The following is a 26443-nucleotide window of genomic DNA, read 5'->3' on the forward strand; positions in this document are numbered from 1 at the left end:
TCGCTAACTTTCAGTCTGAAAGCTGACGGCTGATAGCTGACAGCTCTCATTTATTGCAGCTATTAGTGTGCTTGTTGCCAGTTGTCACCGCTGTCGGCTTCAACAATCAGTGGCACATCAAGAGTGGCAGCTTCTGACATTAGCTTACAGATTTCAGCTTTATAGTCGTCAACACACTCTTCTTTAATTTCGAACACTAATTCATCGTGCACTTGCATTAGAAGCTTCACTGACCCTTCAGCTTGTGCGTTTACCCACTGATGAACTTTAAGCATCGCTTTTTTGATGATATCAGCAGCAGTACCTTGCATTGGCGCATTGATAGCTGCACGCTCAGCGGCTTTGCGGCGAGCACCGTTACGGGCGTTGATTTCTGGTAAATGTAACCGACGACCAAAAATAGTCTCTACATAACCTTTATCAGCCGCTTTTTCACGGGTAGTTTCCATGTACTCAAGTACGCCCGGGAAACGCTCGAAATATTTATCAATATAATGCTGTGCTTCATGACGTGGTACATCTAACTGACGTGATAAACCAAACGCGGACATGCCATAAATTAAACCAAAGTTAACCGCTTTGGCTTTACGGCGCATATCGCTGGTAACCTCTTCAAGGCTAACGCCGAATACTTCTGCTGCGGTGGCGCTATGAACATCTAAGCCATTAGCAAACGCGGTAAGTAGGCCTTTATCTTGTGATAAGTGCGCCATGATACGCAATTCAATTTGGCTGTAATCGGCAGCGACAATTTTATGGCCAGGTGCAGCAATAAAGGCTTCACGAATACGACGACCCTCTTCCGAACGAATTGGAATATTCTGTAAGTTTGGATCCGTTGAACTTAAACGCCCCGTTGCTGTTACCGCTTGATGGTAAGAAGTATGCACACGCTTAGTGCGCTCATTCACCATTAACGGTAGTTTATCTGTGTACGTTGATTTCAGTTTCGATAAACCACGGTGTTCAATAATTACCTTAGGTAGCGGGTAATCATGAGCAAGTTCTTGCAATACTTCTTCTGCCGTCGACGGTGCACCTTTTGGTGTTTTCTTGATAACCGGAAGCTCTAGCTTTTCAAACAAGATTGCTTGCAGCTGCTTAGGTGAACCTAAGTTAAACTTTTCACCAGCCATATCATAGGCTTCTTGCTCAAGCTCTAATAAACGTTCGCCTAAACGCTGGCTGTGAGCTGCCAGCATGTTGCTATCAATTGCAACACCGGTACGTTCAATATCAGAAAGCACCGACACAAGTGGTAATTCAATGTCTTCGAATACCGATTTTAATTGGCTATCAGCATCAATTTTTGGCCATAACACTTGATGAAGACGAAGCGTTATATCTGCATCTTCAGCAGCGTATGGTGCGGCTTTTTCGAGCTCAATTTGATTAAATGTCAGCTGCTTTTTACCTTTACCTGCAATATCTTCGAAACTGATATTTTTGTGGCCTAGGTATTTAAGTGCCAGCGAATCCATATCATGACGGCTGCCTACACTATTAAATACATACGACTCCAACATAGTGTCGTACTTAATACCCTTTAACTCAAAGCCTGTATTCGCTAATACACTTTTATCGTATTTTAGATTCTGGCCTACTTTTGCCTTGTTTTCGTCAGCTAAGATTGGGCCAATTTTTGCCATAACTGTGTCTAAGCTTAATTGCTCTGGCGCATCTGGGTAATCGTGAGCAACCGGAAGGTAAGCCGCTTCACCGGCTTTAACCGCAAAGCTCATACCAACCAATTGGGCCTGCATGTAATCAAGGCTGGTTGTTTCAGTATCAAAGGCAAAAAGCTCGGCGTCATTTAACTGCGCAACTAAGGTATCAAGCTGCTCTTCAGTTAAGATTGTTTCGTAGTGCGCATCAGCCACTTTAGGTAGTTCGTTGGCTTCTGTTGGTACATCTAAATGAGTGTCAGCATCTTTAGGGTTATCAAGTAGCTCAGCTAACCAACGGCGGAACTCACATTCACCATAAAGTGCAATCAGTTCATCACGGTTTGGCTCTTGTAGTTTGAAACTTTCAAGGTCCGTTTCAACTTCAACATCACATTTTATGGTTGCCAGCTCATAGCTAAGTGGCAAATGATCAAGTGCTGCAGCAAGCTTTTCACCAATCTTGCCTTTGATCTCACTAGCGTGATCAATAACACCTTGTAATGATCCGTATTTTTGTAACCATTTCACCGCCGTTTTTGGACCACAGCCATCAACACCCGGAATGTTATCGACTTTGTCACCCATTAAGGCAAGGTAATCAATGATCAGCTCAGGTCCAACACCAAACTTTTCAACCACAGTTTCTGGATCTGAGATGCTATCGGTCATTGTGTTGATAAGCGTTACATGTTCATTTACTAGCTGCGCCATATCTTTATCGCCGGTAGAGATCAGCACATGGCGCTGTTGCTCAGAGGCAATACGTGCAAAAGTACCAATCACATCATCGGCTTCAACACCTTCAATACTGATAAGCGGAAAACCCATTGCTTTAATAATGTTATGTAAGGGCGCAATTTGTGTGCGTAAGTCATCCGGCATAGGTGGACGATTAGCTTTGTATTCGCTGTACATATCATTTCTAAAGGTTTTTCCCTTCGCATCAAACACTACAACCATATGTGATGGATCATATTGTTTGATCAAACTCTTCAGCATATTTACAACACCGTATATAGCACCTGTCGCTTCACCTTTAGAATTAGTAAGGTGCGGTGGCGAATGATATGCACGGAATAAATAAGAAGAACCATCAACAAGAATTAGTGGATTTTCAGGGATCTGAGCCATGGTGAAATTGGATCCTAATTGAATAACATTAAATTGTTTGTAAGCATGCCATAAGGCTATGAAGAAAACGACTGTGAATTATTAACCAACAAGCGTTTAACTCAATAGCAACCTGTGGATAACTATGTAGATAACGGACACAGTTAATCCTCCCAAAATGTAAAAACACTTAGGAAAGTTTTATTAAGACTATGTTTTTATTTAAAAAAGATAATGCGTGGTTCTTTTTTTATTATTTTTATCCGATGTGGAAAACGGTTTTAGCAGCGATTTACCTTGTGCTTATTCGATACCGAATTAACATCCCTTTTCATAACCGGAGGAGTATTCTAGCATAATGGATCAAAGATCATAGCGATCCTTTATACTTTTTTTTTCGTTAGCTATTTATGAAATGGCATAAACAGCCATTCATCATGCTTTGCGAGTAACTGAGCATCAAAAATTTTTTATTTTGTCGCCTGACTCGCATAATTGTTACACTAGCGTTAGTCACATTAAGGAGAGACAAAAAATGAAAAAAGTTGCTGTAATTTTAGCGGGTTGCGGTGTTTATGATGGTGCAGAAATCAACGAAGCCGTCCTAACTTTACTACACATTGCTAAAGCAGGTGCAAGCTATCAGTGTTTCGCTCCTGATATTGAGCAAATGCACACTATTAATCATCTAACGGGCGAAGAAATGACGCCAAACCGTAATGTATTAGTAGAAGCGGCACGTATCGCACGTGGTGAAATAAAAGCATTAACCGAGCTTAATGTGAATGAGTTTGATGCCTTAATCGTACCAGGTGGTTTTGGTGCCGCGAAAAATTTATCTGACTTTGCAGTGAAAGGTGCTGATGCCCAAGTGCAAAATGATGTACTTACAACAGCAAAGGCCTTTGTTGATGCAAACAAAGCAGCTGGATATATGTGTATTGCACCGGCAATGTTACCAATGATCTATGGTAAAGGAGTCAAAACAACCATTGGTAATGATGAAGATACAGCAGCGGCCATTGAACAACTTGGTGGTTCACACCAAAGCTGTGCAGTTAATGATATCGTTGTTGATGAGCAACACAAAGTGGTCACGACTCCTGCATATATGCTGGCGCAAAGCATTTTAGATGCAGATGCAGGTATCGAAAAATTAGTAAATAAGGTCTTAGAACTCGTTTAATTACTTATGTTAAGGCCAGCATCTAATGCTGGCTTTTCTTGCGCTAACGCAAAAAAATGACGTTTTTTATCAAGAAAAAGCCTTTTAGATCATTTTATAAATTGTGGCTTAGCGTTATAATCGTTCTAATTTCCGTCAGATATCGTGATTGATCACGTTCAAATCGAAGTGAGCAAGGCAAAATGAAAAAACTATCAGCTGCATTATTACTGCTAGCAACAACGGCATATGCACAAGCGTATGACAACTCTTTGACTGAAGATGCAATTAAAAAGCGTCTAGCGCCAATTGGTTCTGTATATCTAGAAGGTGATAAAGCTGCGGCCGCTGCTGAGCCTACAGGCCCTCGTTCTGGTGAACAAGTTTATCAAGCAGCATGTTTTGCATGCCATGGTACTGGTGCATTAGGTGCTCCTAAATCAGCTGATGATTGGGCTCCTCGTATTGCTAAAGGTAAAGATACACTATTAGATCATGCTATCAATGGCTTTAATGCGATGCCACCAAAAGGTACATGTATGGATTGTTCTGATGAAGAAATCAGTGCTGCTATCGACTTTATGACTAGCAAGTAACAATTCAAAAACTAATACTAAGGGCTTAAATTTTTTAAGCCCTTTTTTTGTGCCCATTTTTGCTCGCCAGGCTAGCTCTGTCGCCGAATTAGCCCCACAATTAATTAGTATTTTGTTAACAACTGTTACTTGACGATCTAATAAAAAAGTGGAACTATATAGGACGATATTTAAACAATAATAAGATCTGGTTCTAAATCATTGGAAGATTCAGCAACACACATTGATAAACTAGCCCGTAAAAATGCTCGTTTAAAATCGCTTTTACAACAGTATAAGCAATCACATCACCTGCAAAATGCTCTCTTACAATTATCAGAGCAGGCCAGCACTGTTGCCGAATTAACCCTACTCTATCCAGCTATTCACGAAATTTTACAAGATTTTATTCCTAGTAAGAATTTTTTCGTCGTTTTACACAATCCTGTTTACGATAACCTCGAACTGTCTTATTTTGCCGATGAAAAAGATGGTTTATCGGTGCCTTTAAAATATGAGCAGTACTTTAAGGAAGGATTAACGGGGTATGTGTTTAAACACGGAGAAACCAGTTACTTTACTAAACAACAAACAGAGCTAGCCGAGCAGCAAGGTCTGTTTAAAGTATTTGGAACCCCGGCGGAGCATTGGGTGGGTGTACCTGTATACCGAGATAAAACAATCATTGGTGTAATGGTTGCACAAAGTTACGATGAACAAAATGGCTATACCGAGCAGCAAATTGAACTACTCGAAGCGATGTCGATGTACTTAGCAACAGCGATTGAGCGGGTCAAAAAACGTGAATTACTAGAATCAGAAGTAAAAATTCGTACTCGTGCACTAACGCAAAGTAACCAAGCCCTCAACGAAGAAATTCAACATCGGAAAAATGCCCTCGAGCGACAACAGATCCTGTTTAAAATCTCAGAGCTAGCTACGCTCAGTGAAAACTTAGAGGATGTTTATCTGCATGTGCATGAAATTATTAAAACAATTACATACGCAGATAATTTATATATTGCACTGTATGATGAAAACACAAACTGGTTAAGCTTTCCGTATTGTGTTGATGAATATAATAACAATGCTAAGCCGCGTCCGTTTGCTAAAGGGTACAGTGAATTAGTGCTAAGTACCGAAAAATGTCAGCTTATTGATAGTAAAAGAGAACAAGAACTGGTTAAACTTGGCATAGTTGAGAAGCCTGTTAATGTTCCCCGAGAACAAACAGCCACGAGCTGGTTAGGTGCCCCTCTTAAAACATCGCAAGGTGTTATCGGTTTAATAGTCTGCCAAGCATATAATAACAAACATGAATTTAGCCAAGATGACTGTGAGCTCATTACCTTTGTTTCACATCAAATTGCCAACGTTATCCAAGCACATTTAGCCAATCAAGCGCTTAAACAAAGCCATCAAAAGCTTGAACATAGAGTGGCCGAAAAAACCAAAGAATTACGCCAAGCTAATATGCACTTGCAAATGCAGATGGAAGAACGTAAAAAAATAGAGCAACAGCTTTATCATGATGCCCATCATGATTCTCTCACTAGTTTACCAAATCGCAGTTTATTCTTAACTCAGCTTGAGAAAACACTTCAGCACTACCAGCGCTATCCAGAACAACAATTTGCAGTGTTATTTATCGATTTAGATAAATTTAAAGACATTAATGATCAGCTTGGTCATCAAGCCGGAGATCAGTTTTTAATTAGTGTTGCAGAATCCTTTTCGCACTGTATTCGTGAGCATGATTTATTAGCGCGCTTAGGCGGAGATGAATTTGTTGTGTTGTTGACTCATCTAACAGAGCAACAGCAAGCACAAGATGTTGCTAAGCGAATTATTGAGATAATGAAAAAGCCGTTTTGTTTAAAAGGTCAATGTATTCAAAGCGGTGCGAGTATTGGTATTACTTACTCTCAACCGAGTTATAAGCACACTGATGAAATTATCCGCGATGCTGATGCTGCTATGTATTACGCTAAAAATGCAGGTCGTAATCGATTTGAATCTTTTCATCCATTGCTTAATACGTCGCTAACTCATCACGAATCAGAATCAATGCATCACTTGGATGATTTGCCAATGCACTTTAGAAGTGCAGAAATCATTACCCTTGATGAGCAACCTCACCCAGAGTCTTTACTCGAAGCATTTGGTGAACACCCTGTACTAGGCAGTACTAGCTTTGAAGTTTTGAAGAAGTTTGCGACTGATCGCGTGCAGCACTTTGAAGTTGAGCTAAAGCTCATTGAACAAGCTTTTACGTTAATCAATACGAATAATCTTAAAAAAGTATTATTCCCATGCTCAGGCTTAGTACTTGAACGCATTAATTTCAAAGTATTGACTAAGCTATTACAAGTAAATCATGCGAGCAAAATCTGTTTGCTATTTAATGAGCAAGAGATCCGTTATGCATCAGCTGTGCAAATAGAGAACTTAAAAGAGCTTATTTCTTTAGGAGTATCTATCGGCTTGAACGAATTTGCTAAAGATCGCTGTGAACTAAATCTGCTTACTGAGTTCGAGTTCGATTACTTACTGTTAAGCTCAACCTTCAGCAAACGAGTACTACAGCAAGAAAATTATCATTTACAACTGCAAGGTGTGCTGGCGATTACTAAACTGCAAAATATCCAAGTAATCGCTAAAGGGCCGTCTATTTTCAATTACCGCACCTTGCTAGAAAAGCATGGCTTGTCTTTGTTTATTGGAAAACAACGTGCGCTGGCACCCTTTGATCAAGTCGTGCCAAACGCAAAGTCGATTACTTCTTAAGCATTGCTCTTAGATTAGCCACACGAGCCTGTCCTTTTTCCATACGCTCTGCTTGCGATGACGGTGGCTTTTTAGATTCAAAGGCTAGGTCATCTTGCGGTAATTCCTGTACAAAACGGCTCAACTCAGTCTCTGAGGTTTCACCAAATTGACGGCGTAACTTAGCATAGGTCATTACCAGCTCTTGCTGAGCACGCGTAATACCTACATAAGCAAGGCGACGCTCTTCTTCGACGTTATCTTCATCAATGCTCACTTGGTGCGGTAATAACCCCTCTTCCATGCCAACCATAAACACATACGGGTACTCCAAACCTTTTGAAGCATGTAGCGTTAGTAATTGTACCGCATCGGATTCGTCTTCTTCTTCGTTACGCTCAAGCATGTCACGTAAGGTCAGTTTACTGACCACTTCAGCGAGGTTCAGCGGCGGATTGTCTGCGTCCCCTGTCAGCATATCAGTGATCCAACGATAAAGCTCTGAGACGTTTTTCATGCGCATTTCAGCGGCTTTTGCACTCGGTGATGACTCGTACAGATATGCTTCGTAATTAATTTGCCTAACTAATTCTTTAACTGCTTCAAGGGTGTCACCACGTACAGCGTTATCAGATAGCTCAACCACCCAACGGGCAAAACCAGCTAAAGCATTAAAACCACGGCCTTTTAGTCGATGCGCAAGCTCAGGCTCAAAACAGGCAGCAAATAAGCTGATATGTTTTTCATTAGCAAGCGTACCTAGCTTTTCCAAAGTGACCGTACCAATCTCACGGCGTGGCGTATTGACGATTCGTAAAAATGCGTTGTCGTCATCTTGGTTCACCAATAGGCGTAAGTAAGCCATGATGTCTTTAATTTCTGAGCGAGAGAAAAACGACATACCACCGCTGATCTTATAAGGAATGCGGTTGCTCATGAGTGCTTTTTCAAACACTCTCGCTTGGTGGTTACCACGGTATAAAATTGCGTAATCTTTATAGCTGGTGCGTTTCATAAATTTATGAGAAATGATCTCTGCCACCACTCGCTCTGATTCATGCTCTTCATCACGACAACCAATGACCTTGATAGGCTCACCATAACCAAGCTCACTAAATAGCTTTTTATCAAACTCATGAGGGTTATTGGCAATCAAAATATTCGCCGCTTTAAGAATTCGCCCAGCACTTCGGTAGTTTTGTTCAAGCTTAATCAAACGTAAGCCCGGAAAGTCTTTACTCAATAACACAAGGTTTTGTGGTCTGGCACCGCGCCATGAGTAAATTGATTGGTCGTCATCGCCTACCACGGTAAAACGAGCTCGCTCACCCACTAATAATTTAACCAGTTGATACTGACTGGTATTAGTATCTTGATACTCATCCACCAGCAAGTAACGAAAACGCTGTTGCCAACGCTCACGAGAAGTGGCGTTTTGGCTAAGTAATAAAGTGGGGATCATTATCAGATCATCAAAATCAAGCGCATTATAAGCCCGCAGTTGATTTTGATAACGCGCATACAGCTGGGCAAATAAAGCTTTTTGCGGCTCTCTGGCTTCGCGAATAGCACGCTCAGGTAGAATTAATTCGTTCTTCCAGCTGCCTATTTGCATCTTAAGCAGGTTGAGTAAGTCTTTGTCTTTTTTAAGCTCTTCTTCGGTCAGCTCAGCTAATAGCTGATTGGTATCTTGATCATCAAACAACGAAAATCCGGGCTTAAAGCCTAAAGTGGTTAGCTCTTTTTTGATGATCTCAAGACCGAGGGTATGAAACGTTGAAACCCATAAGCCTTTCGACTCTTGCTTGCCGAGTGTTTGCGTGACACGCTCACGCATCTCTTTTGCTGCTTTGTTGGTAAAGGTTACCGCAGCAATATTGCGTGCTTGATACTCACACTTTTGCACCAAGTAAGCGATTTTATTAGTAATAACACGCGTTTTACCAGAGCCCGCACCGGCTAATACCAGACACGGCCCACTAATATACTTTACCGCTTCATCTTGTTTTGGGTTGAGTTTCATAAGCCCCTAAAGAAATTATCCAAAGACAGGACGGGCAATTTTACCGTAATCACTACACTACGCCTAGCCAATAAGGTAAGATTGTTTTTTTACGTGACTCAAGGGACGAACATGATCAACCCAGCAAAACTTGAAGAAATCGCTAAGCAAATTACTGATAACATGCCGCAAGGTGTGAAAAACCTTGCCGATACAATCGAAGGCAAAACTAAGCAAGCTATTCAAAACAAACTTGCTGAGATGGACTTTGTAAGCCGTGACGAGTTTGATATTCAAAGCCAAGTACTTATTCGTACTCGTGAAAAACTCACTGAGCTTGAAGAGAAAGTTGCATTACTTGAGCAGCAACTTGCTAGCAAACAAGACGAACAATAAAAAAGGAGAGCGAATTAGCTCTCCTTTTTTCTACTTTATTCGGTATTAGCTTTTTTCAGCCACTCGTTCAAATACACGCTTAACCGCAATTCCATAGGTCTCATTAGCTTCTTCAGCACACGTCACAACCGACTCTAAGTCATTGAGGTGACCATTCGCTAAGCCATAAACCCAACCATGAATTGTTAACTCTTGGCCTTTCGCCCACGCATCTTGCACTATGTTAGTACGGCACACGTTACGTACTTGTTCAATAACGTTTAATTCTATCAGACTATTTAAACGCTCTTTTTCAGGTAATGCGTTAAGTTGTTCGATGTGTTTTTCTTTTACATCACCTACATGACGAAGCCAGTTATCAATTAAACCAAAGCTCGCTTCATTTAATACCGCTTGCACACCACCACAACCATAGTGACCGACAACCATGATGTGTTTTACTTTAAGCACTTCAACAGCATACTGCATTACTGATAAACAGTTATGATCAGTATGAACAACGACATTTGCTACATTACGGTGAACAAATAATTCGCCCGGTAACAAGTCAACGATTTCATTAGCCGGTACACGCGAATCTGAACAACCGATCCACAAGTACTCTGGATTTTGCTGCATTGATAGAATTTTAAAAAACTCAGGATCATTTTCACTCGTACGCGCTGCCCAACGTCTATTATTTTCGAATAAATTTTTTAACTTTCTCATTGCGCCTCTTTACGATGTTTTAATAATTAGCTTGGATCAAGATATTCCTTGGGGTGAGCTGCTTTTCACAAAACGTACTAACCGTTACTTGATACCCTTGTTGTTGCAAATATAAAGCACGATCGAGCACGAGCCAAACTTCAATTGCCCTTCTGAACACATGTCGGACGAGTTCAACACGCTCAGTTACTCGTTTTCGTTGTTTCCCTATTGCTAAAAATTCATGGTAATCAATATCTTCTGGCAGTGATAATGATTTTTTCTCAGCAGCCCATAAACAAAATGATTTAAAAGAATCAGAAAAGATCGCTTTGTTCACCGACGGGACACTAACATAGTGCTGCTCTGCCGTGATTGATTTACGCAACGCATCAAAACCAAGCCGCCATTCGACTTCAGTTTTTCGCACCTTATCAACACGACTCGGAGCAGTGACGGTTTCTTGTAGTGCCAATTTTAAATCGCGATGAGTCAACGCAAGCTGGCTTTGCTTTGCAGGCTCACTCATTGCTTGATAATCGTTATCCGTGAATAAATGATAACAACATGGAGAAAAGCTTATTTGCTGAGTTTTAGCATCACTTGCTTGCTGCATAAATGTTTGATGCAATCGACCACAGGCGTGCAACGCAACGGCATGCTGTTGCTCTTTAAAATACTCAGTAACATCATCGGTAAGTACATTAGCTTGCGAAAACTGCATAGGTAATTGTTGTTGATTAGCACTGTGTTGACCTTGTTCACACAAATGCGCTTGTAGTTCTATGCTATGAATACTCGGTGCTCCATTAAAAGCGAGCATGCGCCCTAAATGCCCTTTTCCAGCACACCATTCAAGTACTGGATACTGTGACTTCTGCTGGCTAATCGCTGCAACAAAGTCCTGTAGTTGCTCGAACTTACGCCCTTTAATGCCGTTACTGATCCAAAATGGAAACTCATCTCGGGTTTGTTGGGTTGTGGGAAGTTCGCATAACGATTTAAGCTCATCGAGCCCCTTAATTGCCTTTGCAAAATAGGCATACAACGCATTCTGGTCACTATCTAGTTCACTAACTTGTTGATCGTCAAGGGCCCATAATAAAGACGAAAGTTCAGGCCAAGGGATTGCATCATAATCAAATGCGGTACATTGCCAGTACTGACGGGTTGAAAAAAGCAAAGTATCTAAGGCAGCAAACTGCTGAGCAAGGGTCATAACTACAAAACGACAACAAATAAAATGTAGTATAACAGTTTTTACAAGCGCAGATTACTTCTGTTCAAGTGGATATATAATGGAATGCAGGCAATGCTTAATAAAATTGCTAAAATCAGCATCCACGATAATTCTAATCCCTCATCTTGCTGGTGTTGATACATAAAACCGGCAAACGTTTGATCAAACTCATCTTGGCTGAGTCCGTATAAGTCAGCAATCAATCGCCATTTAGCCATCGACATATTGCCGATGTTAATTCCTGGCGGCTGAATATAATTGACCAACACATCAGCTTCATGGGCAAGTTCTTGAATACTCTTATGAACCGCATAGTGCTTTTTGGTCAATGCAATCGTCTCATTCATGTTGTGTAATGCATAGCGCCAGCCTTTAATACTTGCTTGATAAAAGCGGTTAACAACATCAGGATTAGCTTTGAGCATCGACTCTGAAGTATATAAAATATCGCTATACACATTTAGACCAAACTTTTGTGGGCAGATTAATCGGTGCCCTACACCACGCAGCGTCATTGTATAAGGTTCATTGGTAACATACACTTGCACCGCATCAAGCTCACCATTAAGCCACTGCTCAATTCCTCCTTCGGTGCTTGCCTCTATTAAATGTTGATAATCTAATCCAGCTTTACGAAGCATGACTAGTAATTCGGCGTTTTCCAACGAGCTTACTTTACTGATCTTCTTGCCTACAAAGTCTCGAGGCTGAAAAATATCTGAGTTATTTTTCACCATCCAACAATAAGGTGAAAACTGCAGTATGGCTCCTAAGGCAACAACTGGCGCTCCTTGTTGGCGCTTTTGCAATATGCCTGAGTGAGTAATTGCAAAGTCAGCTTTGCCACTTAACACTTTAGGGAAGGTATCAGGGTCGTTTGGATCGGCGGGTAAAATTGTTACATCAAGGCCTGCTTCTTTATAAAAGCCTTTCTGTGATGCCACATAATAGCCAGCAAATTGGAATTGATGAGTCCATTTTAATTGTAGGGTAACCTTATCCTTACTCAATGCACTCAAGCTGCACATTAAACAAAGTAACCCTATGTAATAGCGAGTTCCACGCACGCATCATCCTTGCTTGAAAACCATCCATTAACTATAGGAAAAGCCAATAAAAAATCAAGGCTCCAAAAGGAGCCTTAAATCGGTTTTATTGATTAGCCGCTTTTACATCAGCTAACTCTTGGCCTTGAGTGGTTAAAAATTGCGTAAAACATGGGTTATTTGTTTCATCTTGAACGTTATAACCCAACCGGTTCAAGTGCTCGTTAAATACCTCATAATCACTCGGCTCAATAGCAAAGGCAGCCAAAACATTACCAATTGACCCACCATGATTGCGGTAGTGGAATAAAGTGATACTCCAATTGCTACCTAGTGTATCTAAGAAGCGCGCTAGTGCACCTGGGTATTCAGGAAACTCAAAACGTAACAGACGTTCATGCAACTGAGCCGGTGCTTTACCACCCACCATATAACGAATATGCAATTTAGCCAGCTCGTTATCTGATAGATCGCAAAACGTATAACCATTTTCAGTCAGTGCGCCTTTCAGCTCATCAAGCTCTTGTTGGCCTTGTCTCAAAGCAATACCAACAAAAATTTGTGCTTCGCCTGGTCCTGCATAACGATAGTTAAATTCGGTGATTGCACGCCCACCTAAAGAAGCGCAAAACTGCTTGAAGCTGCCCTTTTCTTCTTTGATAGTTACGGCAAGAAGTGCCTCGTTCTTTTCACCAAGCGCGGTTCGCTCAGCAACATAACGTAAGCGGTCAAAGTTTAAGTTTGCACCCGATAAAATCGCAGCTACGTTTAAGCCTTTCACACCATTTTGTTGGCACCACTTCTTTAAACCCGCTGTTGATAGTGCTCCTGAAGGCTCCGCTATAGCACGGGTTGAAACAAAGATATCTTGCATTGCTGCGCAGATTTCATCGCCCGTTACAGTGACAACTTCATCACAAAACTTTTGCGCTAAACGAAAGGTTTCTGTACCGATGATTTTTACTGCTACGCCATCCGCAAAGCTGCCAACGCGGTCAAGCTCAACGGGTTTGCCAGCCTCAAGCGCAGCTTTTAAACAAGCACTCTCGTCGGCTTCAACACCAATAACTTTGATATCGGGACGTAAAGATTTAATGTACACCGCCATGCCTGCAAGTAAGCCACCGCCCCCCACAGGAATAAAGACTGCATCAAGCTCATTAAGCTGTTGCATTAATTCACGGGCAACCGTACCTTGGCCAACAATCACATCAGGATCATCAAACGGTGGTACAAATACCCCATTGCGCTGCTCTGTGAGCTCTAAAGCATGGGCTTTAGCCGCATCAAAATGATGGCCGTGTAATACCACTTCACCACCTAAAGCACGCACTGCATTGACTTTAATTTCGGGTGTTGTAACTGGCATCACAATAGTTGCTTTATGCCCTAAAAAAGAGGCACTCAGTGCTACGCCTTGTGCATGGTTGCCAGCTGAAGCCGTGATCACATCAGACCCTTTTGGCAGCTTGCCCAGCTTATGAAAAGCACCACGTAACTTAAATGAATAAACCGGTTGTTGGTCCTCACGCTTTAACCACACATGATTGCCTAATCGCGCACTGAGTTCAGCCATTTCGCTGACCTCAGTGACTTTTGCAAGCGGCTCCATGTTCGCTTGGATGATAGCGCGAAAATAATCGAGCTCTTGGGACACCATAATTAACTTAGCTCCTCAAGTTTAGCTAAATCGCGCACAGCTCCTTTATCTGCGCTGGTTGCAAGTAACGCATAGGCTTTAAGTGCAGGCGATACATAGCGTTCACGATTTAATGGTTTATATGCATCTTTACCACGCGCTAATTGTTTTTGCTTACGCGCTTCTAGCTCTTCATCAGACAGCGCTAAAGTGATTTCACGGGTCGCGATATCAATGATTATTTTATCGCCGTTTTCAACATAGGCTATTGCACCGCCGCTTGCTGCTTCTGGCGAAACATGACCAATTGATAAGCCCGACGTACCACCTGAGAAACGACCATCTGTGATAAGCGCACATTTTTCGCCTAAACCAACCGATTTTAAGTAACTTGTTGGGTACAGCATTTCTTGCATGCCCGGACCACCTTTTGGCCCCTCGTAGCGAATAACAACCACATCACCCGCTTTTACTTCGCCATTTAAAATTCCTTCTACCGAATCATCTTGTGATTCATAAACAACGGCAGGGCCTTCAAAATGTAGCATCTCTTCAACAACACCGGCACTTTTAACAATACAGCCATCAAGGGCAAGGTTGCCCGATAACACAGCTAAGCCACCATCTTGACGAAAAGCATTTTCAACACTGCGGATACAACCGTTTTCTCGGTCATTATCAAGTTCTGGCCAGCGGCATTCTTGGCTCATTGCTTTTGTAGTTCGAATACCAGCAGGGCCCGCTTTATAGAATTTTTGCGCCACTTCGTTACTTGGATCGGTCGCGTCCCATTTAGCAACCATCTCAGCCATAGTATGACCTGCTACGTGATCAACTGATAAATCAACTAATCCAGCTTTGCCTAGCTCTCGGATGATGGCCATCATGCCACCAGCACGGTGAACATCTTCAATGTGGTATTTGTTTGTCGCGGGTGCCACTTTACATAGGAATGGTGTTTTGCGAGACAGCTCATCGATGTGCGACATATCAAAGTCTACACCTGCTTCTTGCGCCGCAGCTAATAAGTGAAGCACCGTATTTGATGAACCACCCATGGCAATATCAACCACCATCGCATTCATAAAAGCGGTGCGATTTGCAATAGCACGTGGTAATACCGCTGCATTATCTTTTTGATAATATTCACGGCATAAATCAACAATGCGTGCGCCCGCTTCAACATACAGCTGCTTACGGTCTTTGTGCGTTGCAAGTGTGGTTCCGTTACCCGGTAGTGCCAGACCAATCGCTTCTAATAAACAGTTCATTGAGTTGGCAGTAAACATACCTGAACACGAGCCACAAGTAGGGCACGCTGAGCGCTCTACTTTTTCTGAATCTTCATCGCTCACAGAGGTATCAGCCCCTTTAACCATGGCATCAACCAAGTCGAGCTTGATATCGATATCAGCAAGGCGTGTTTTACCCGCTTCCATTGGCCCACCTGATACGAAAATAACCGGAATATTTAAACGAAGCGCTGCCAGCATCATTCCTGGGGTGATTTTGTCGCAGTTAGAAATACAGATCATAGCATCGGCACAGTGTGCATTAACCATGTATTCAACTGAGTCAGCAATTAAATCACGCGATGGCAGTGAATAAAGCATACCGCCGTGACCCATTGCGATGCCATCATCGATTGCAATGGTATTAAACTCTTTTGGTACACCACCTGCTTCGGTGATGGTTTCGGCCATTAGTTCACTTAACTGATTAAGGTGAACGTGACCAGGAACGAACTGAGTGTATGAGTTAACAACTGCGATAATCGGCTTCCCAAAGTCTTTATCTGTCATCCCCGTTGCACGCCATAGTGCGCGCGCACCTGCACGTTTGCGACCTTCTGTTGTTGTTGCACTTCTTAATTTAGCCATAATTACCTCAGTTGTTGCAGTGGCATGCCACTGACTTCCTCATTCCAAAAATTTATTTATTCGCTTAACCGTCGTTTTAGCGCTTAAGCGACCTGTTGAATTAGTTTATTCGTTGTTACATTGCCTGTTGGTGAAACTGGTTTTCAATGCTGACCTGTCTTACATCAACCAATTTATTTAACTGTGATGTTAGTAAATAAATTGGCTTATCGCTGTCGACTGTCATGGTGACATGAAAAGTTCCATCAGCCATTTCTAGGTTCATTGTTGTTAAATCAAAACCGCGATGACGAACAACGCGTAAAAAGCGCTCAACTGCGACACTTTGATTTTTTAATGTAATCGTTAGGGTGTGTTTCATTTTACTGTCTCCGTCATCATTTCATCATTGGCTGCACCTGGTGGTACGAGCGGCCATACATTTTCTTTATCATCAATACAAGCATGTAAAATGTAAGGACCTTCACTTTTCACTAACGCATCAACCGCAGCATCGACCTCTTCTGCTTTAGTGATGGTTTGACCTGGAATACCAAATACTGCCGCAAGTGCTACAAAATCAGGATTATCCGAAAGATTGGTTTCAGAATAACGACCCTCAAAAAATAGCTGTTGCCATTGACGTACCATGCCTAAACGCTGGTTATCTAAGATTAAAATTTTAACTGGTAAGTTGTTACGACGAATCGTTGCCAGCTCTTGAATGTTCATCATGATTGAGCCATCACCTGACACGGTGATCACAAAATCATTTGGGCGAGCAACTTGGGCACCGATCGCTGCCGGTAAACCAAAGCCCATAGTACCTGCACCACCACTACTTAAATGATTGCTTGGGTGGCTAAATTTCATATGCTGCGCAACCCACATTTGGTGCTGGCCAACATCACAACACACTACGCCGGTTGATGGCATTTTTTGACTTAGTTGGTTTAACAAATAAGGAGCAAATACTTTTTCGCCCGGGTAGTCGTAACGCCAAGCATGCTCTTTCATCATACTTTCGATATGAGTCAACCACTCGTCAGGTGTCACAAAACAATCAAGTTGCGGTAATGAGGTTTTTAAATCTGCCACTAACGACGCTTTTACAGGCTTGCGTTTACCTACTTCAGCAGCATCGATATCTAAGTGGATCACCTTTGCTTTTGCCGCAAACTTACTCAAGTTGCCAGTTACTCGGTCGTCAAAACGGGCGCCGATACAAACTAATACATCACATTCTTGCACCGCTAAGTTAGCCGCTTTACCGCCATGCATACCTAGCATACCTAAGTCATAATCGTAATCAGGTAACACACTACCTAACGCTTTTAAGGTTGAAACCGCAGGCATATGTGTTTTTTCTAAAAACTGCATAAGCTCGTTTTGCGCATCAGCGGCTTGTACGCCACCGCCCACGTAGGCTACTGGGCGCTGTGCTTCGCTTAAGATTTGATTTGCTATAGCAACTTGGTTCGGATCTAGTTTAGGTAAATAATCTTCTGCAGCTAGCCAAGGGTGGAATGGCACTTGCGCCATTTGAATGTCTTTGGGGATATCAACTAACACAGGGCCAGGGCGACCGCTTTGTGCTAGGTGGATGGCTTCTTGCAGGATTTCGGCAAGGTCTTCTGCACGTTCAACCATGTAGCTGTGCTTTGTGCATGATAATGACATACCCAACACATCCACTTCTTGAAAAGCATCTGAGCCTATCGCAGCGGTTGGCACTTGCCCTGTTATAGCAAGTAATGGCACTGAATCCATCATCGCATCGGCAAGTGCAGTGATTAAGTTAGTTGCACCTGGGCCCGATGTTGCAAAACACACACCTAACTTACCTGTGCTACGTGCAAAGCCTACGGCCGCAAAACCAGCACCTTGCTCATGGCGTGTCAGGTAATGCTTGACTGGCGCACCGTACAAAGCGTCGTAAATAGGCATGATGGCACCACCTGGGTATCCAAAAACATCCTTAACGCCATGTTTGGCTAATAAATCGATTGTTAACTCTGCGCCTGTCATCGTAAATCCTCATTCCTCAGTGACATTGTGTATTTGCTGCGATTCAAACCCTTTAAACGAAAAAGCCCCCCGGACTATTAAGTGCGGGGGGCTTTTTAAATGCTTTACTTTTCTCCAAGCACTAACTAGCCCCCGCGGTAATAATAATCACCACGACGTTAATTAGAATAAGAGTGAGTTTGTTAGTAAGCATTATCCGTAACCAAATTCTGTTCATTTGTAGCGGAAATCTAGCCATCCCGCTGCCTTTTTCTATTAGTACCGCGACAAGCCCGTTAAGTCAACATAAAAATCAATTCAAAAAAACAAGATAAACGCGAATTTAAAGAAAAATATATGCACAAAAACAATTATTACGGATTTATTTTTCGATATCGTTCGTTTTTTGAAATTTCATACCTCGTAATAAGCCATTAAATGATTGATTAATTTTTATCTAGGATATTGCTGAATTTCTATTTGAGAGCGATTTAATTTAACGACCAACAAAAAATTAGTTTAGTATTGAAAATAACGACAGCTTAAAAGGAAAGTTATGAAACTCATTCAGCATATCAAGGTTTTGTTTTGTCTTGTTTTAGTGCTTGGCTTTAGTCAGCATGTTTTTGCAGAACCTGGCTTATGGAAGGTAGAAAAAAACGGGGTTGCCTCTTATTTATTTGGCACTGTTCATGTGGGTGATACCAGCATGAAAGGCTTGCCAAACAAAGTAACTCAGGCCCTTGATAATAGTGATAAAGTGATTGTTGAAGTGGATATTAGCTCAATATCTCCTATGGAGATGCAACGTCGCTCATTGCCATTTATGATGCTAAAAGATGGTAAAACCTTACAGTCAGAATTATCGCCAGCTAACTATGCGAAACTGCAAAAGTACTTTGCTGACAAATCAATTGATATCGCAATGTTTAAGAACTTAGCACCTTGGGCGGTTATGATTACGATGATGCAAATGGAATTTCAACGCGTTGGATTTTCAGATCAATATGGGATAGACAAACAGGTTCTTGCTTACGCTAAAGAAAATAACATTGCCGTAGGTGAGTTAGAAACTCTAGAACGACAAATGGAAATGTTTGAACACCTAGCGATCATGAACGACAAAATGATTGAGGAAACCTTTGAGCAACTCGCTGATGTCGATACCTACTTTTTAGGTCTTATTAAGGCGTGGAAGTCAGGCGACATGAAAACGTTAACCTCTTTTTATAACGAAAGTTTTGACGACTCACAATACGGTGAACTAAGTGAGCAGGTTATGCTGATTGATCGCAATAATGACTGGGTTGAGCAACTATCGACTCGCATTGGTAAAGAAAAACTTTTCATAGCTGTAGGTGCTTTACACTTACCTGAGCAACATGGTTTATTAAAACAATTAACAGATAAAGGTTTCACCATTACCCGTATCTAAATATATAAACATCAGAAAAAAGCGCCTTATGGCGCTTTTTTTGTGAAATCAGCCATCTCTAAATAGTTGTCGATGCCTGCAATTTTATCACTGGCATGGTGATTAACGTAAACCACAGTGCTGGTACCCGCGGCGCAGATTTTTTCTATCAGTAACAACACGCGTTGCCTATTCGCTTCATCAAGACCTAGGCATGGTTCATCTAAAATCAATAAACTAGGATGTTTTACCATAGCTCGCGCTATCAATAATAAGCGTTGGTCGCCAAAAGAAAGCTGGCTAAATGAGCTATTTTGTTTGTCGTTTAACCCTAGTAAGGCTAACCATTTTTTAGCGATTGATAGCTGTGTTTCAGTGGCTTTTTGATAAAGACCAATGCTGTCATAAAAACCTGATACGATGGTATTAAGCGCTGTTATATTAACGCGATAATCCATATGCAAGGCATTTGAAATATAACCAATATGCTGTTTAATTTGCCAGATACTCTCGCCACTGCCGCGCTGATAGCCAAACACCTTAATATCGTTGTTATAACACTGCGGGTTATCACCTGTAATTAGATTAAGTAAGCAAGTTTTACCCGAGCCGTTTTTACCCGTTAACTGCCAATGTTCACCTTGATTAATTTGCCAGTTTAGCTTTTCAAAAATAACGGTTCCGCCAAAACTTACAGAGGCATCTTTAAGTTTTACTAATATGGGATCAGTTAAGGCTGGCGCTTGATGGTCGTTATCTGCCTCGGGCACGTTTAATTCGGTTTGCGCTAAATGTAGCAATTTAAAAAGATCTTGGCGCTGCTCTTTCGTTGGCTGCGCTAATTGGTGAGTGATCTGAGCATGTTTTATAAACGCATAATGATCAACAAAGTCAGGGATTTCACTCAACCTGTTAAGAACAAAAATCATCGTCGTGTGTTTGCTTAATTCAGCTAATAACTGATTAAGAGTTTGCAGTGCTGTTACATCTAAACCATCAAACGGTTCATCCAAAATAAGTAACTCAGGGCGTCCAATTAGCGCTTGGATCAGCATCAGCTTTCGCGTTTCACCGGTTGATAGGTCACGAAATGCATTATTCATTTTACTATCAAAATCAAATGTTTTTATGAGTAGCTCAAGTAACTCAGTATCAATGTCATGGTCGCTTCTGGCGGCCAAAATAATGTCTTTAACTGTACTTAGCGGCGTAAGACCATCAATAATATCATCCTGATCTTTATTTAGCTCATCGGCCAATAATTGCTTTTGTCTATCAGGTGACACCACAGCAATTCGTGCAAAGTTATTGGTAAACTGGCCTTGCTCAATACGCGAGCAACCTGCAATTACAGCTGCTACTGCTGATTTTCCTGCTCCATTTTCACCCAGTAATACCCATTGCTGCGCTGCTGATACAGTTAAACTTAAATCACGTAAACGATACTCTTCATTACCCTGCCCCTTAAGGCTGGCATTAACATTAACCAACTGAACATATTGCACTATGAATCCTCATTCCGGCTTATTACTAGCCTGACGTTACAACATTCAACAAAAAAATAAAAATCGTTTAAACCTTTTTTGAACATAGCTGCGACTAAGGTATAAAAGGTCATCAACAGGAAACAGACAATGAAAAAATTACTTTATGTAGCAGCTATTGGCTTAGCACTAACAACAACATACGCAATGGCGAAAGATTCACGTGAATTAAATCATAACTTCGCAGTGAGTGGTGCAAGCCAGCTTGAAATTGATTTTCCAGTAGGCAGCTTAGAAGTAGAAAACTATGACGGCAGCGAAGTGGTCGTTACTGTTCGTATTGAGCCTAAAAATGATAAAGGTTGGTTTGGATCTGAGGTTGATTTATCTGATATCGAATTAAGCCATTCACAAAGCGCAGGGTCGTTGAACTTAAAACTAGATAACGATGACATTCAACAAAGCTGGTATGTAAAAATGCCGAAGTCAATGGCCATTGATGTTGAGCTGGGTGTTGGTGATATTGAAATTAACGACGCTAGCAACTCGGTAGATATTGAGCTAGGCGTAGGTGCCGTTCGAATTGATAGTGCGCTTGACGACTATAAACGTATTGAACTCGATACGGGCGTTGGCGATACCAAAATTCGTGGCTTAAAAAATGATGCAAACACTAGCCGTAAAGTTGTTAGCTCTCACTCAAGCTACCGTGGTAATGGTCAATATGCTATTGACGTTGAAGTGGGTGTCGGCGACATCAAAGTAACTAACTAAATACCGGTTTATCCCTGTGAGCTCTCGGTAAATAAAATACTGAGGGCTTTTTCGACCGAGTCAGCAGAAATCGGTTTATATACGTGTAAATTAGCCCCTAGTTCATATACTCGTTGTAAATCATCATTAGAGGTGTTCGCTGTCACAACCAAGATTGGGGTTTGCTGTCCTTGCTCATTACGAATGATATCTATCGCTTTAAAACCATCCATTACGGGCATATTTAGGTCCATAAAAATTACATCATACTGAGTATGCAAGGCCATATCTGTGGCGATTAAACCATTTTCAGCAACGTCAAAACTGTAGTTAAAATGCTTAAGTATGCGACCTAGTATCGTGGCATTAAGAGGATTATCCTCAACAATTAAGCAGTTTAAAGCACCTGGCAACTTTGCAGACTGTTCTATGCCCGGTGAACTTACGAAGTTAAGATTTATAACCACTTTGGCGCCTTGTGGCTGCGCATTAAAAAATTGAATGTCGCCATTTAATGCTTTAACAATGTGCTTTACTCGCAGTAGCCCTGTTTTTAAGCCTTGAAAATGTTGCTCAGTTCTATTTTCATTATCTTGTATATCTGAGGGTAATTCGTCAAACCCCTTACCATTATCTTGCACTTCTAATAGCAGGCGTTGCTTACCTTGATTAGTCGCTGTAATTGCTATTCGCCCTTGCACCGGCGTAAATTTAACCGCGTTATTTATCAATTCAGCAACGACTTGTTGTAACCGCGGATGATCAGTAATGAAATCGCTGTTAAGCGAATCAGATAAACTGACGCTAAGAGTAATCTTTTTCTCGTGACAAGCGTATTCATAGGGTGCAATCGCTTGTTTTAATGTTTCTAACAAGTTGCCTTGGTCAAGTTTAGGTTGCCACTGGCCTGTGGTCATTTCTTGTAAATCAAGCAACTCATCTAACATCACCACCAAGCGGTTAGCACAATATAGTGCTTGTTGCTGAGCCAGCTTTTGCTCTTCTTTAATATCAAGAGACTCTATGGATGCTGTTAATCCTTGTAAAGGTGTTCTAAATTCATGACTAGTGCGAGCAATAAAACGCTCTCTCGTTTTATTTACCTGTTCTGCATAATCTTTTTGTTCTTTATAACTTGTAAGTGCTTTTGTGATTAGATTCTCCATTGGTTTAAAAACAAATAGTAACTCAATGAGTAGTAATACCATTGCAATAACCCAAAACATCATTTCGAGAACGGCAAGTAGTGTGACCTTATGCACTGACTTTTGCTCCAAGAGCTTTACGGCTTGATCTAATTTTGTAAGTAAGGCTTCAAGCTGATTACTGGCAAATAGTGAGCTGTCTATTTCTAAATAATTTTCGCGGCTATTGAGAAGTAACTGGGCTTTACTGATGTAGCGTTTAACGTGGGCATCAAGAGCTGTGGGCGGTAAGAAGTAGTGAGCCTGTAATGATTCGTTTAGATAAATATAATCACCTTCACTATCTTGCTGAATTAAAAACTGGTGACCTGCAATAAACTGATCGACCGCCTGCTCTAGCAATCGACGATGTTGTTGCTGAAAGCTATCAGCTTCATGATAAATTAACGCATTACCGTAAAGAGCTATCTTTTGCGAAAGCATGCGCTGTTTACCTGCAATGTTAATCACTTTCGCATCTCCCTTTTGCACATACAAAAGGGTTTGGATCAACGCCGCTGAAGTTGATATCAAAATTGCTATCGCTAACAATCCGAAGCGATATCTTCTGCGTATATCTGTGACTAACTTAAACATGTTTTACTCGTTTATTTTTAGAGTAATTGTAGATCATATAATGCAATAAAGCCCACTCAAGGTGGGCTTTAAATATCAGCTAAATAGGTAAATTAATTTACCTATTTTCAAGTCGGTTATAATCAAACAAACCAAATTCGACGCCGCGATACTCTTTCGCTACACGGTGTAAAATATCGCTGTATTGCCAAAACTGTGGATGCGTGCGACGAATAGCAAACTCACTTTTTAGCTCTCTGTAGGCTGCTTCATCTGTTATTTTTGCAAGCCCAGATGCAAAAGCTGCAACCTGTTGTTCATTGTGTAAATACCAAATTGCTTCTGGGTAATCACCTATAAATCCAGGCACAATTGTTACGGTATCTTCATCATAAGCACGCTGACCTTCTTCATTCAATAAGCTCGAGATATTGTAATGAGCATTATGGTGGATCAAGGTGTAGGCTTTATGTTTATCATCGCTGTCTTTGACCAACACAAACGAAATTTGTGGCAGCAAGTTAACTGCTTTAACAGGAAGATCGTTAATTTTCGCCAGTGGTTCAGGCACTTTCGTATAATCATAGCGAGGACTCAAAATTGGTTTGAGTTTCTCTTTGAGCATATTATAAAGTTCAGACTGTTGATCTGCGGTTTTATATTCTATGCCTGTAGGCTGACTAAACGACAACTCATCTTCAAAGAAACTCGTTAGGCTAGGTGGCGATTTACGATACCACTGTGCTTTAATTTCTTTACGTTTAGCTTCTGGTAATAATGCAAGGTAGTTTGCTTCACCTTCTAAGCGTAAAAAGTCCATATACAAACGAGTTAATAACTGATGACCAATGTTGCCATACACATCAAAACCCGCCACCAGCAAGTAATGAATACGTTCAAATAACGCGTAGTCGAGTATCCAAGTGGTCTTTGGCTCTTGACCTATCCAGCCTTTAACAACCGTTGCGCTATCGAAATGACGAAATACCGTCAGCGCTGCATTTTGGTTATGACCATCACCTTGCCAAAGTAAATCGGTTGTGAGGTGCTGACCGTTGGCAAACATCTTATTTGCCAGTGCAACTTTGGCAGACAAGTATTTGTTTTGGCGTTTTGAATACTTCACCCAGCTAGAAATCGGCAAAGCATTACTTTCTTCTTCTGCAGGCAAGGCTAGCGCATCTTCATGTTGTAACAACATTTCACCGACTTTCGGTGTCGCCGCCATTTCAGGCTTCGCAAAACCTACCCAGAACTGATCGTTAATCACGTTTAACGCAATTTGACCACGACAAACAGGCCCTTTAATAAAGCCCATAATAATAAGCTCAGCTTCATCAAGCATAAATTGATAACGCGAGTTTACTGGAATTGCAGCAAAGGCTTTAAACGGGTTTGATGCCACTTCAGGCTTATAACTTGGCAGTTTATTTACTTGATAATCAGCTTCAATAAATTGTGAATGTAAGCGTGCAAGCTTTTCGTCATTTAATGCTAAAGGTAAATGTGTTTTCGCTAAAATAGTCGAACGGTCATGCATTAAACGATAATAAACTCGCTCAACTTTAGGGTCTTCATATGGGCGACGGGTGCTAATGTGTTTGATCTCTTCACCCGGCGGCGTCGAAGAGCGCACCAACTTAAAGTAGCTATGTTTATCGCCATGCTCAGGGAAATAAATATGCGCTAAGTACCAGTGTTCATAAATATAGCGAGCGGCAAGCTGATGCTTTAAACCATCTTGATTTAAGAATGCTTCCCAGCGTTCAACTTGTTTTAGTACGTCCTTTTCAGGAGGATCTATATGAGCAAGATAGCCGCCTTTTCTAAGCCACTTAGCCAGATGTTGAAACTCTTCAGTTGAAATACCAGGCAACCCATAAGGCATACCGCTGTGCGGGTTATCCTTAGCAAATGAGTCAAACTCACTCATTGTGGTACATGTTTGCTCACGATCGAGTGAAAAATCAAACTCATCGCCTAAAATAGCTTGCTTAGGCAATGGGCTACTTTGCTTGAGCACTAAGGCATTGTAAAGCACGCTTCCGGTAAGGTTTGCCTCTGCTGTTTGGATTCTTTCATTGAGTACTGGAGTGAAACCTTTCTCACGCCACTGAGCGGTCGTTGTCGCATCAAATAGTAAGCGACTTGGCTCTTGCGCTAATAATCGTGTGCCGTCATAAACACGCTCTTTACTTAAACCACGGTCGATACCTTCTACAGAAGATAGCTTGAGCTGACACGGTGCGTCATAACAGCCATGACACACCACACAACGAGTATCAAGAACAGGCTTTACATCATTTAAAAACTCAGCCCCTTCTAAGGTTGATGCAGCAACAAAACGCTCTCTTGGTTGCTCTTCACCAAACAATTTATCATAGTGTGCTGCACCTAAATAAGCACAGCCACTTAACAGAATGAGACCAAATACGGTAGTGAGGAGTTTTCTCATCCTTCCTCCTCGATATCTTCAATGTCATCACCTAAATCGAAGGTTGGCATCATATCTACTTGCGGCGACACAAAGGTTTGGTCGTTGTCGCAGCTAAGCATAGCGCTTAATAGTGGCCCACGAACTAAACTCAGTTGCGCGCTGTGCTCACCATCAATTAATACTTGATAATCATCATTTAACGCTTCAAGACGATATTCATTAATGGCAATTGCGACACTGCTATCAACAGCTGGGTTTTGGCAAAGCTGTGCGAGTAACTCTTCGCTAAGTGTTACATGTAATAATAAATCTGGAGATTCGATATCGCGGCTGTGAAGATTTTCATCGAAATAAAAGAGTGGAAGGGTTAAATCGCTATTTTGCTCTAATTCCATGTGCTTTTCTCTACATCAAAATGACTTTCAATTGTACGAGT

19 protein-coding genes are annotated in these 26443 nt (G+C 41.5%); 6 read left to right on the forward strand and 13 right to left on the reverse strand.

Annotation, left to right across the window (positions count from 1 at the left end; all coding sequences use genetic code 11):
• Positions 1–62: 62 nt before the first annotated feature.
• Complete coding sequence (gene polA, locus L1264_RS13765) at positions 63–2798, reverse strand: DNA polymerase I (protein ID WP_199527140.1); 2736 nt, start codon at positions 2796–2798, stop codon at positions 63–65.
• Between the two features lie 514 nt (positions 2799–3312).
• On the opposite strand from polA, the gene elbB reads away from it, so the two are divergent.
• From elbB to L1264_RS13780, 3 genes are all read left to right on the forward strand, one after another.
• Positions 3313–3963 (forward strand): isoprenoid biosynthesis glyoxalase ElbB, encoded by a 651-nt coding sequence (gene elbB, locus L1264_RS13770; protein WP_199527139.1) that lies wholly within the window; start codon positions 3313–3315, stop codon positions 3961–3963.
• Positions 3964–4145: 182 nt separating this feature from the next.
• Positions 4146–4538, forward strand: coding sequence for a c-type cytochrome (locus L1264_RS13775; protein ID WP_062568504.1), 393 nt, complete (start codon positions 4146–4148; stop codon positions 4536–4538).
• 201 nt (positions 4539–4739) lie between these two features.
• On the forward strand, positions 4740–7304 hold the full coding sequence (locus L1264_RS13780) for a bifunctional diguanylate cyclase/phosphodiesterase (RefSeq protein WP_199527138.1): 2565 nt from the start codon (positions 4740–4742) through the stop codon (positions 7302–7304).
• On the opposite strand, the gene rep is transcribed toward L1264_RS13780, so the two are convergent.
• Positions 7294–9306 carry a DNA helicase Rep gene (gene rep, locus L1264_RS13785; protein ID WP_138557993.1) on the reverse strand — a complete coding sequence of 671 codons (2013 nt, stop codon included), beginning with the start codon at positions 9304–9306 and terminating at the stop codon, positions 7294–7296. The genes L1264_RS13780 and rep overlap by 11 nt on opposite strands.
• Positions 9307–9417: 111 nt before the next feature.
• On the opposite strand from rep, the gene ubiK reads away from it, so the two are divergent.
• Positions 9418–9681: a ubiquinone biosynthesis accessory factor UbiK gene (gene ubiK / locus L1264_RS13790; RefSeq protein ID WP_036971505.1), complete on the forward strand. Its 264-nt coding sequence runs from the start codon at positions 9418–9420 to the stop codon at positions 9679–9681.
• Between the two features lie 45 nt (positions 9682–9726).
• On the opposite strand, the gene can is transcribed toward ubiK, so the two are convergent.
• From can to ilvG, 7 genes are all read right to left on the reverse strand, one after another.
• Entirely contained in the window at positions 9727–10389 is a 663-nt protein-coding gene (gene can / locus L1264_RS13795; protein WP_135922787.1) for a carbonate dehydratase, read from the reverse strand.
• A 19-nt stretch (positions 10390–10408) separates the two neighbouring features.
• The gene (locus tag L1264_RS13800) at positions 10409–11587 is read right to left on the reverse strand and encodes a methyltransferase (protein ID WP_199527137.1); all 1179 of its coding nucleotides are present in this window, start codon (positions 11585–11587) and stop codon (positions 10409–10411) included.
• A gap of 41 nt (positions 11588–11628) precedes the next feature.
• Positions 11629–12636 (reverse strand): ABC transporter substrate-binding protein, encoded by a 1008-nt coding sequence (locus L1264_RS13805; protein ID WP_199527153.1) that lies wholly within the window; start codon positions 12634–12636, stop codon positions 11629–11631.
• Positions 12637–12760: 124 nt separating this feature from the next.
• Positions 12761–14314 carry a threonine ammonia-lyase, biosynthetic gene (ilvA, locus tag L1264_RS13810; RefSeq protein WP_135922789.1) on the reverse strand — a complete coding sequence of 518 codons (1554 nt, stop codon included), beginning with the start codon at positions 14312–14314 and terminating at the stop codon, positions 12761–12763.
• Positions 14315–14316: 2 nt separating this feature from the next.
• Positions 14317–16173 (reverse strand): dihydroxy-acid dehydratase, encoded by a 1857-nt coding sequence (gene ilvD / locus L1264_RS13815; RefSeq protein WP_135922790.1) that lies wholly within the window; start codon positions 16171–16173, stop codon positions 14317–14319.
• Positions 16174–16288: 115 nt separating this feature from the next.
• On the reverse strand, positions 16289–16534 hold the full coding sequence (gene ilvM / locus L1264_RS13820) for an acetolactate synthase 2 small subunit (protein ID WP_135922791.1): 246 nt from the start codon (positions 16532–16534) through the stop codon (positions 16289–16291).
• The gene (gene ilvG, locus L1264_RS13825; RefSeq protein WP_135922792.1) at positions 16531–18180 is read right to left on the reverse strand and encodes an acetolactate synthase 2 catalytic subunit; all 1650 of its coding nucleotides are present in this window, start codon (positions 18178–18180) and stop codon (positions 16531–16533) included. The genes ilvM and ilvG overlap by 4 nt, the downstream gene beginning before the upstream one ends.
• 535 nt (positions 18181–18715) lie before the next feature.
• Here ilvG and L1264_RS13830 point away from each other — a divergent pair.
• Positions 18716–19594: a TraB/GumN family protein gene (locus tag L1264_RS13830; RefSeq protein WP_199527135.1), complete on the forward strand. Its 879-nt coding sequence runs from the start codon at positions 18716–18718 to the stop codon at positions 19592–19594.
• A gap of 26 nt (positions 19595–19620) precedes the next feature.
• Here L1264_RS13830 and L1264_RS13835 read toward each other — a convergent pair whose 3' ends face one another.
• The gene (locus L1264_RS13835; protein WP_138557998.1) at positions 19621–21078 is read right to left on the reverse strand and encodes an ATP-binding cassette domain-containing protein; all 1458 of its coding nucleotides are present in this window, start codon (positions 21076–21078) and stop codon (positions 19621–19623) included.
• A 129-nt stretch (positions 21079–21207) separates the two neighbouring features.
• Here L1264_RS13835 and L1264_RS13840 point away from each other — a divergent pair, with 129 nt between their 5' ends.
• Positions 21208–21831, forward strand: coding sequence for a hypothetical protein (locus L1264_RS13840; protein WP_199527134.1), 624 nt, complete (start codon positions 21208–21210; stop codon positions 21829–21831).
• An 8-nt stretch (positions 21832–21839) separates the two neighbouring features.
• Here the strand turns inward: L1264_RS13840 and L1264_RS13845 are convergent, their stop codons facing one another.
• From L1264_RS13845 to L1264_RS13855, 3 genes are all read right to left on the reverse strand, one after another.
• Positions 21840–23591, reverse strand: coding sequence for a hybrid sensor histidine kinase/response regulator (locus L1264_RS13845; RefSeq protein WP_135922796.1), 1752 nt, complete (start codon positions 23589–23591; stop codon positions 21840–21842).
• A gap of 97 nt (positions 23592–23688) precedes the next feature.
• On the reverse strand, positions 23689–26025 hold the full coding sequence (locus L1264_RS13850; protein WP_199527133.1) for a fatty acid cis/trans isomerase: 2337 nt from the start codon (positions 26023–26025) through the stop codon (positions 23689–23691).
• On the reverse strand, positions 26022–26402 hold the full coding sequence (locus L1264_RS13855; protein ID WP_135922798.1) for a hypothetical protein: 381 nt from the start codon (positions 26400–26402) through the stop codon (positions 26022–26024). Before L1264_RS13855 ends, L1264_RS13850 begins: the two co-directional genes overlap by 4 nt.
• Positions 26403–26443 lie beyond the last annotated feature (41 nt).

The sequence above is a fragment of the Pseudoalteromonas sp. APAL1 genome (genome assembly GCF_021532475.1).
GTDB classification, from domain to species: Bacteria; Pseudomonadota; Gammaproteobacteria; order Enterobacterales; family Alteromonadaceae; genus Pseudoalteromonas; species Pseudoalteromonas lipolytica_C.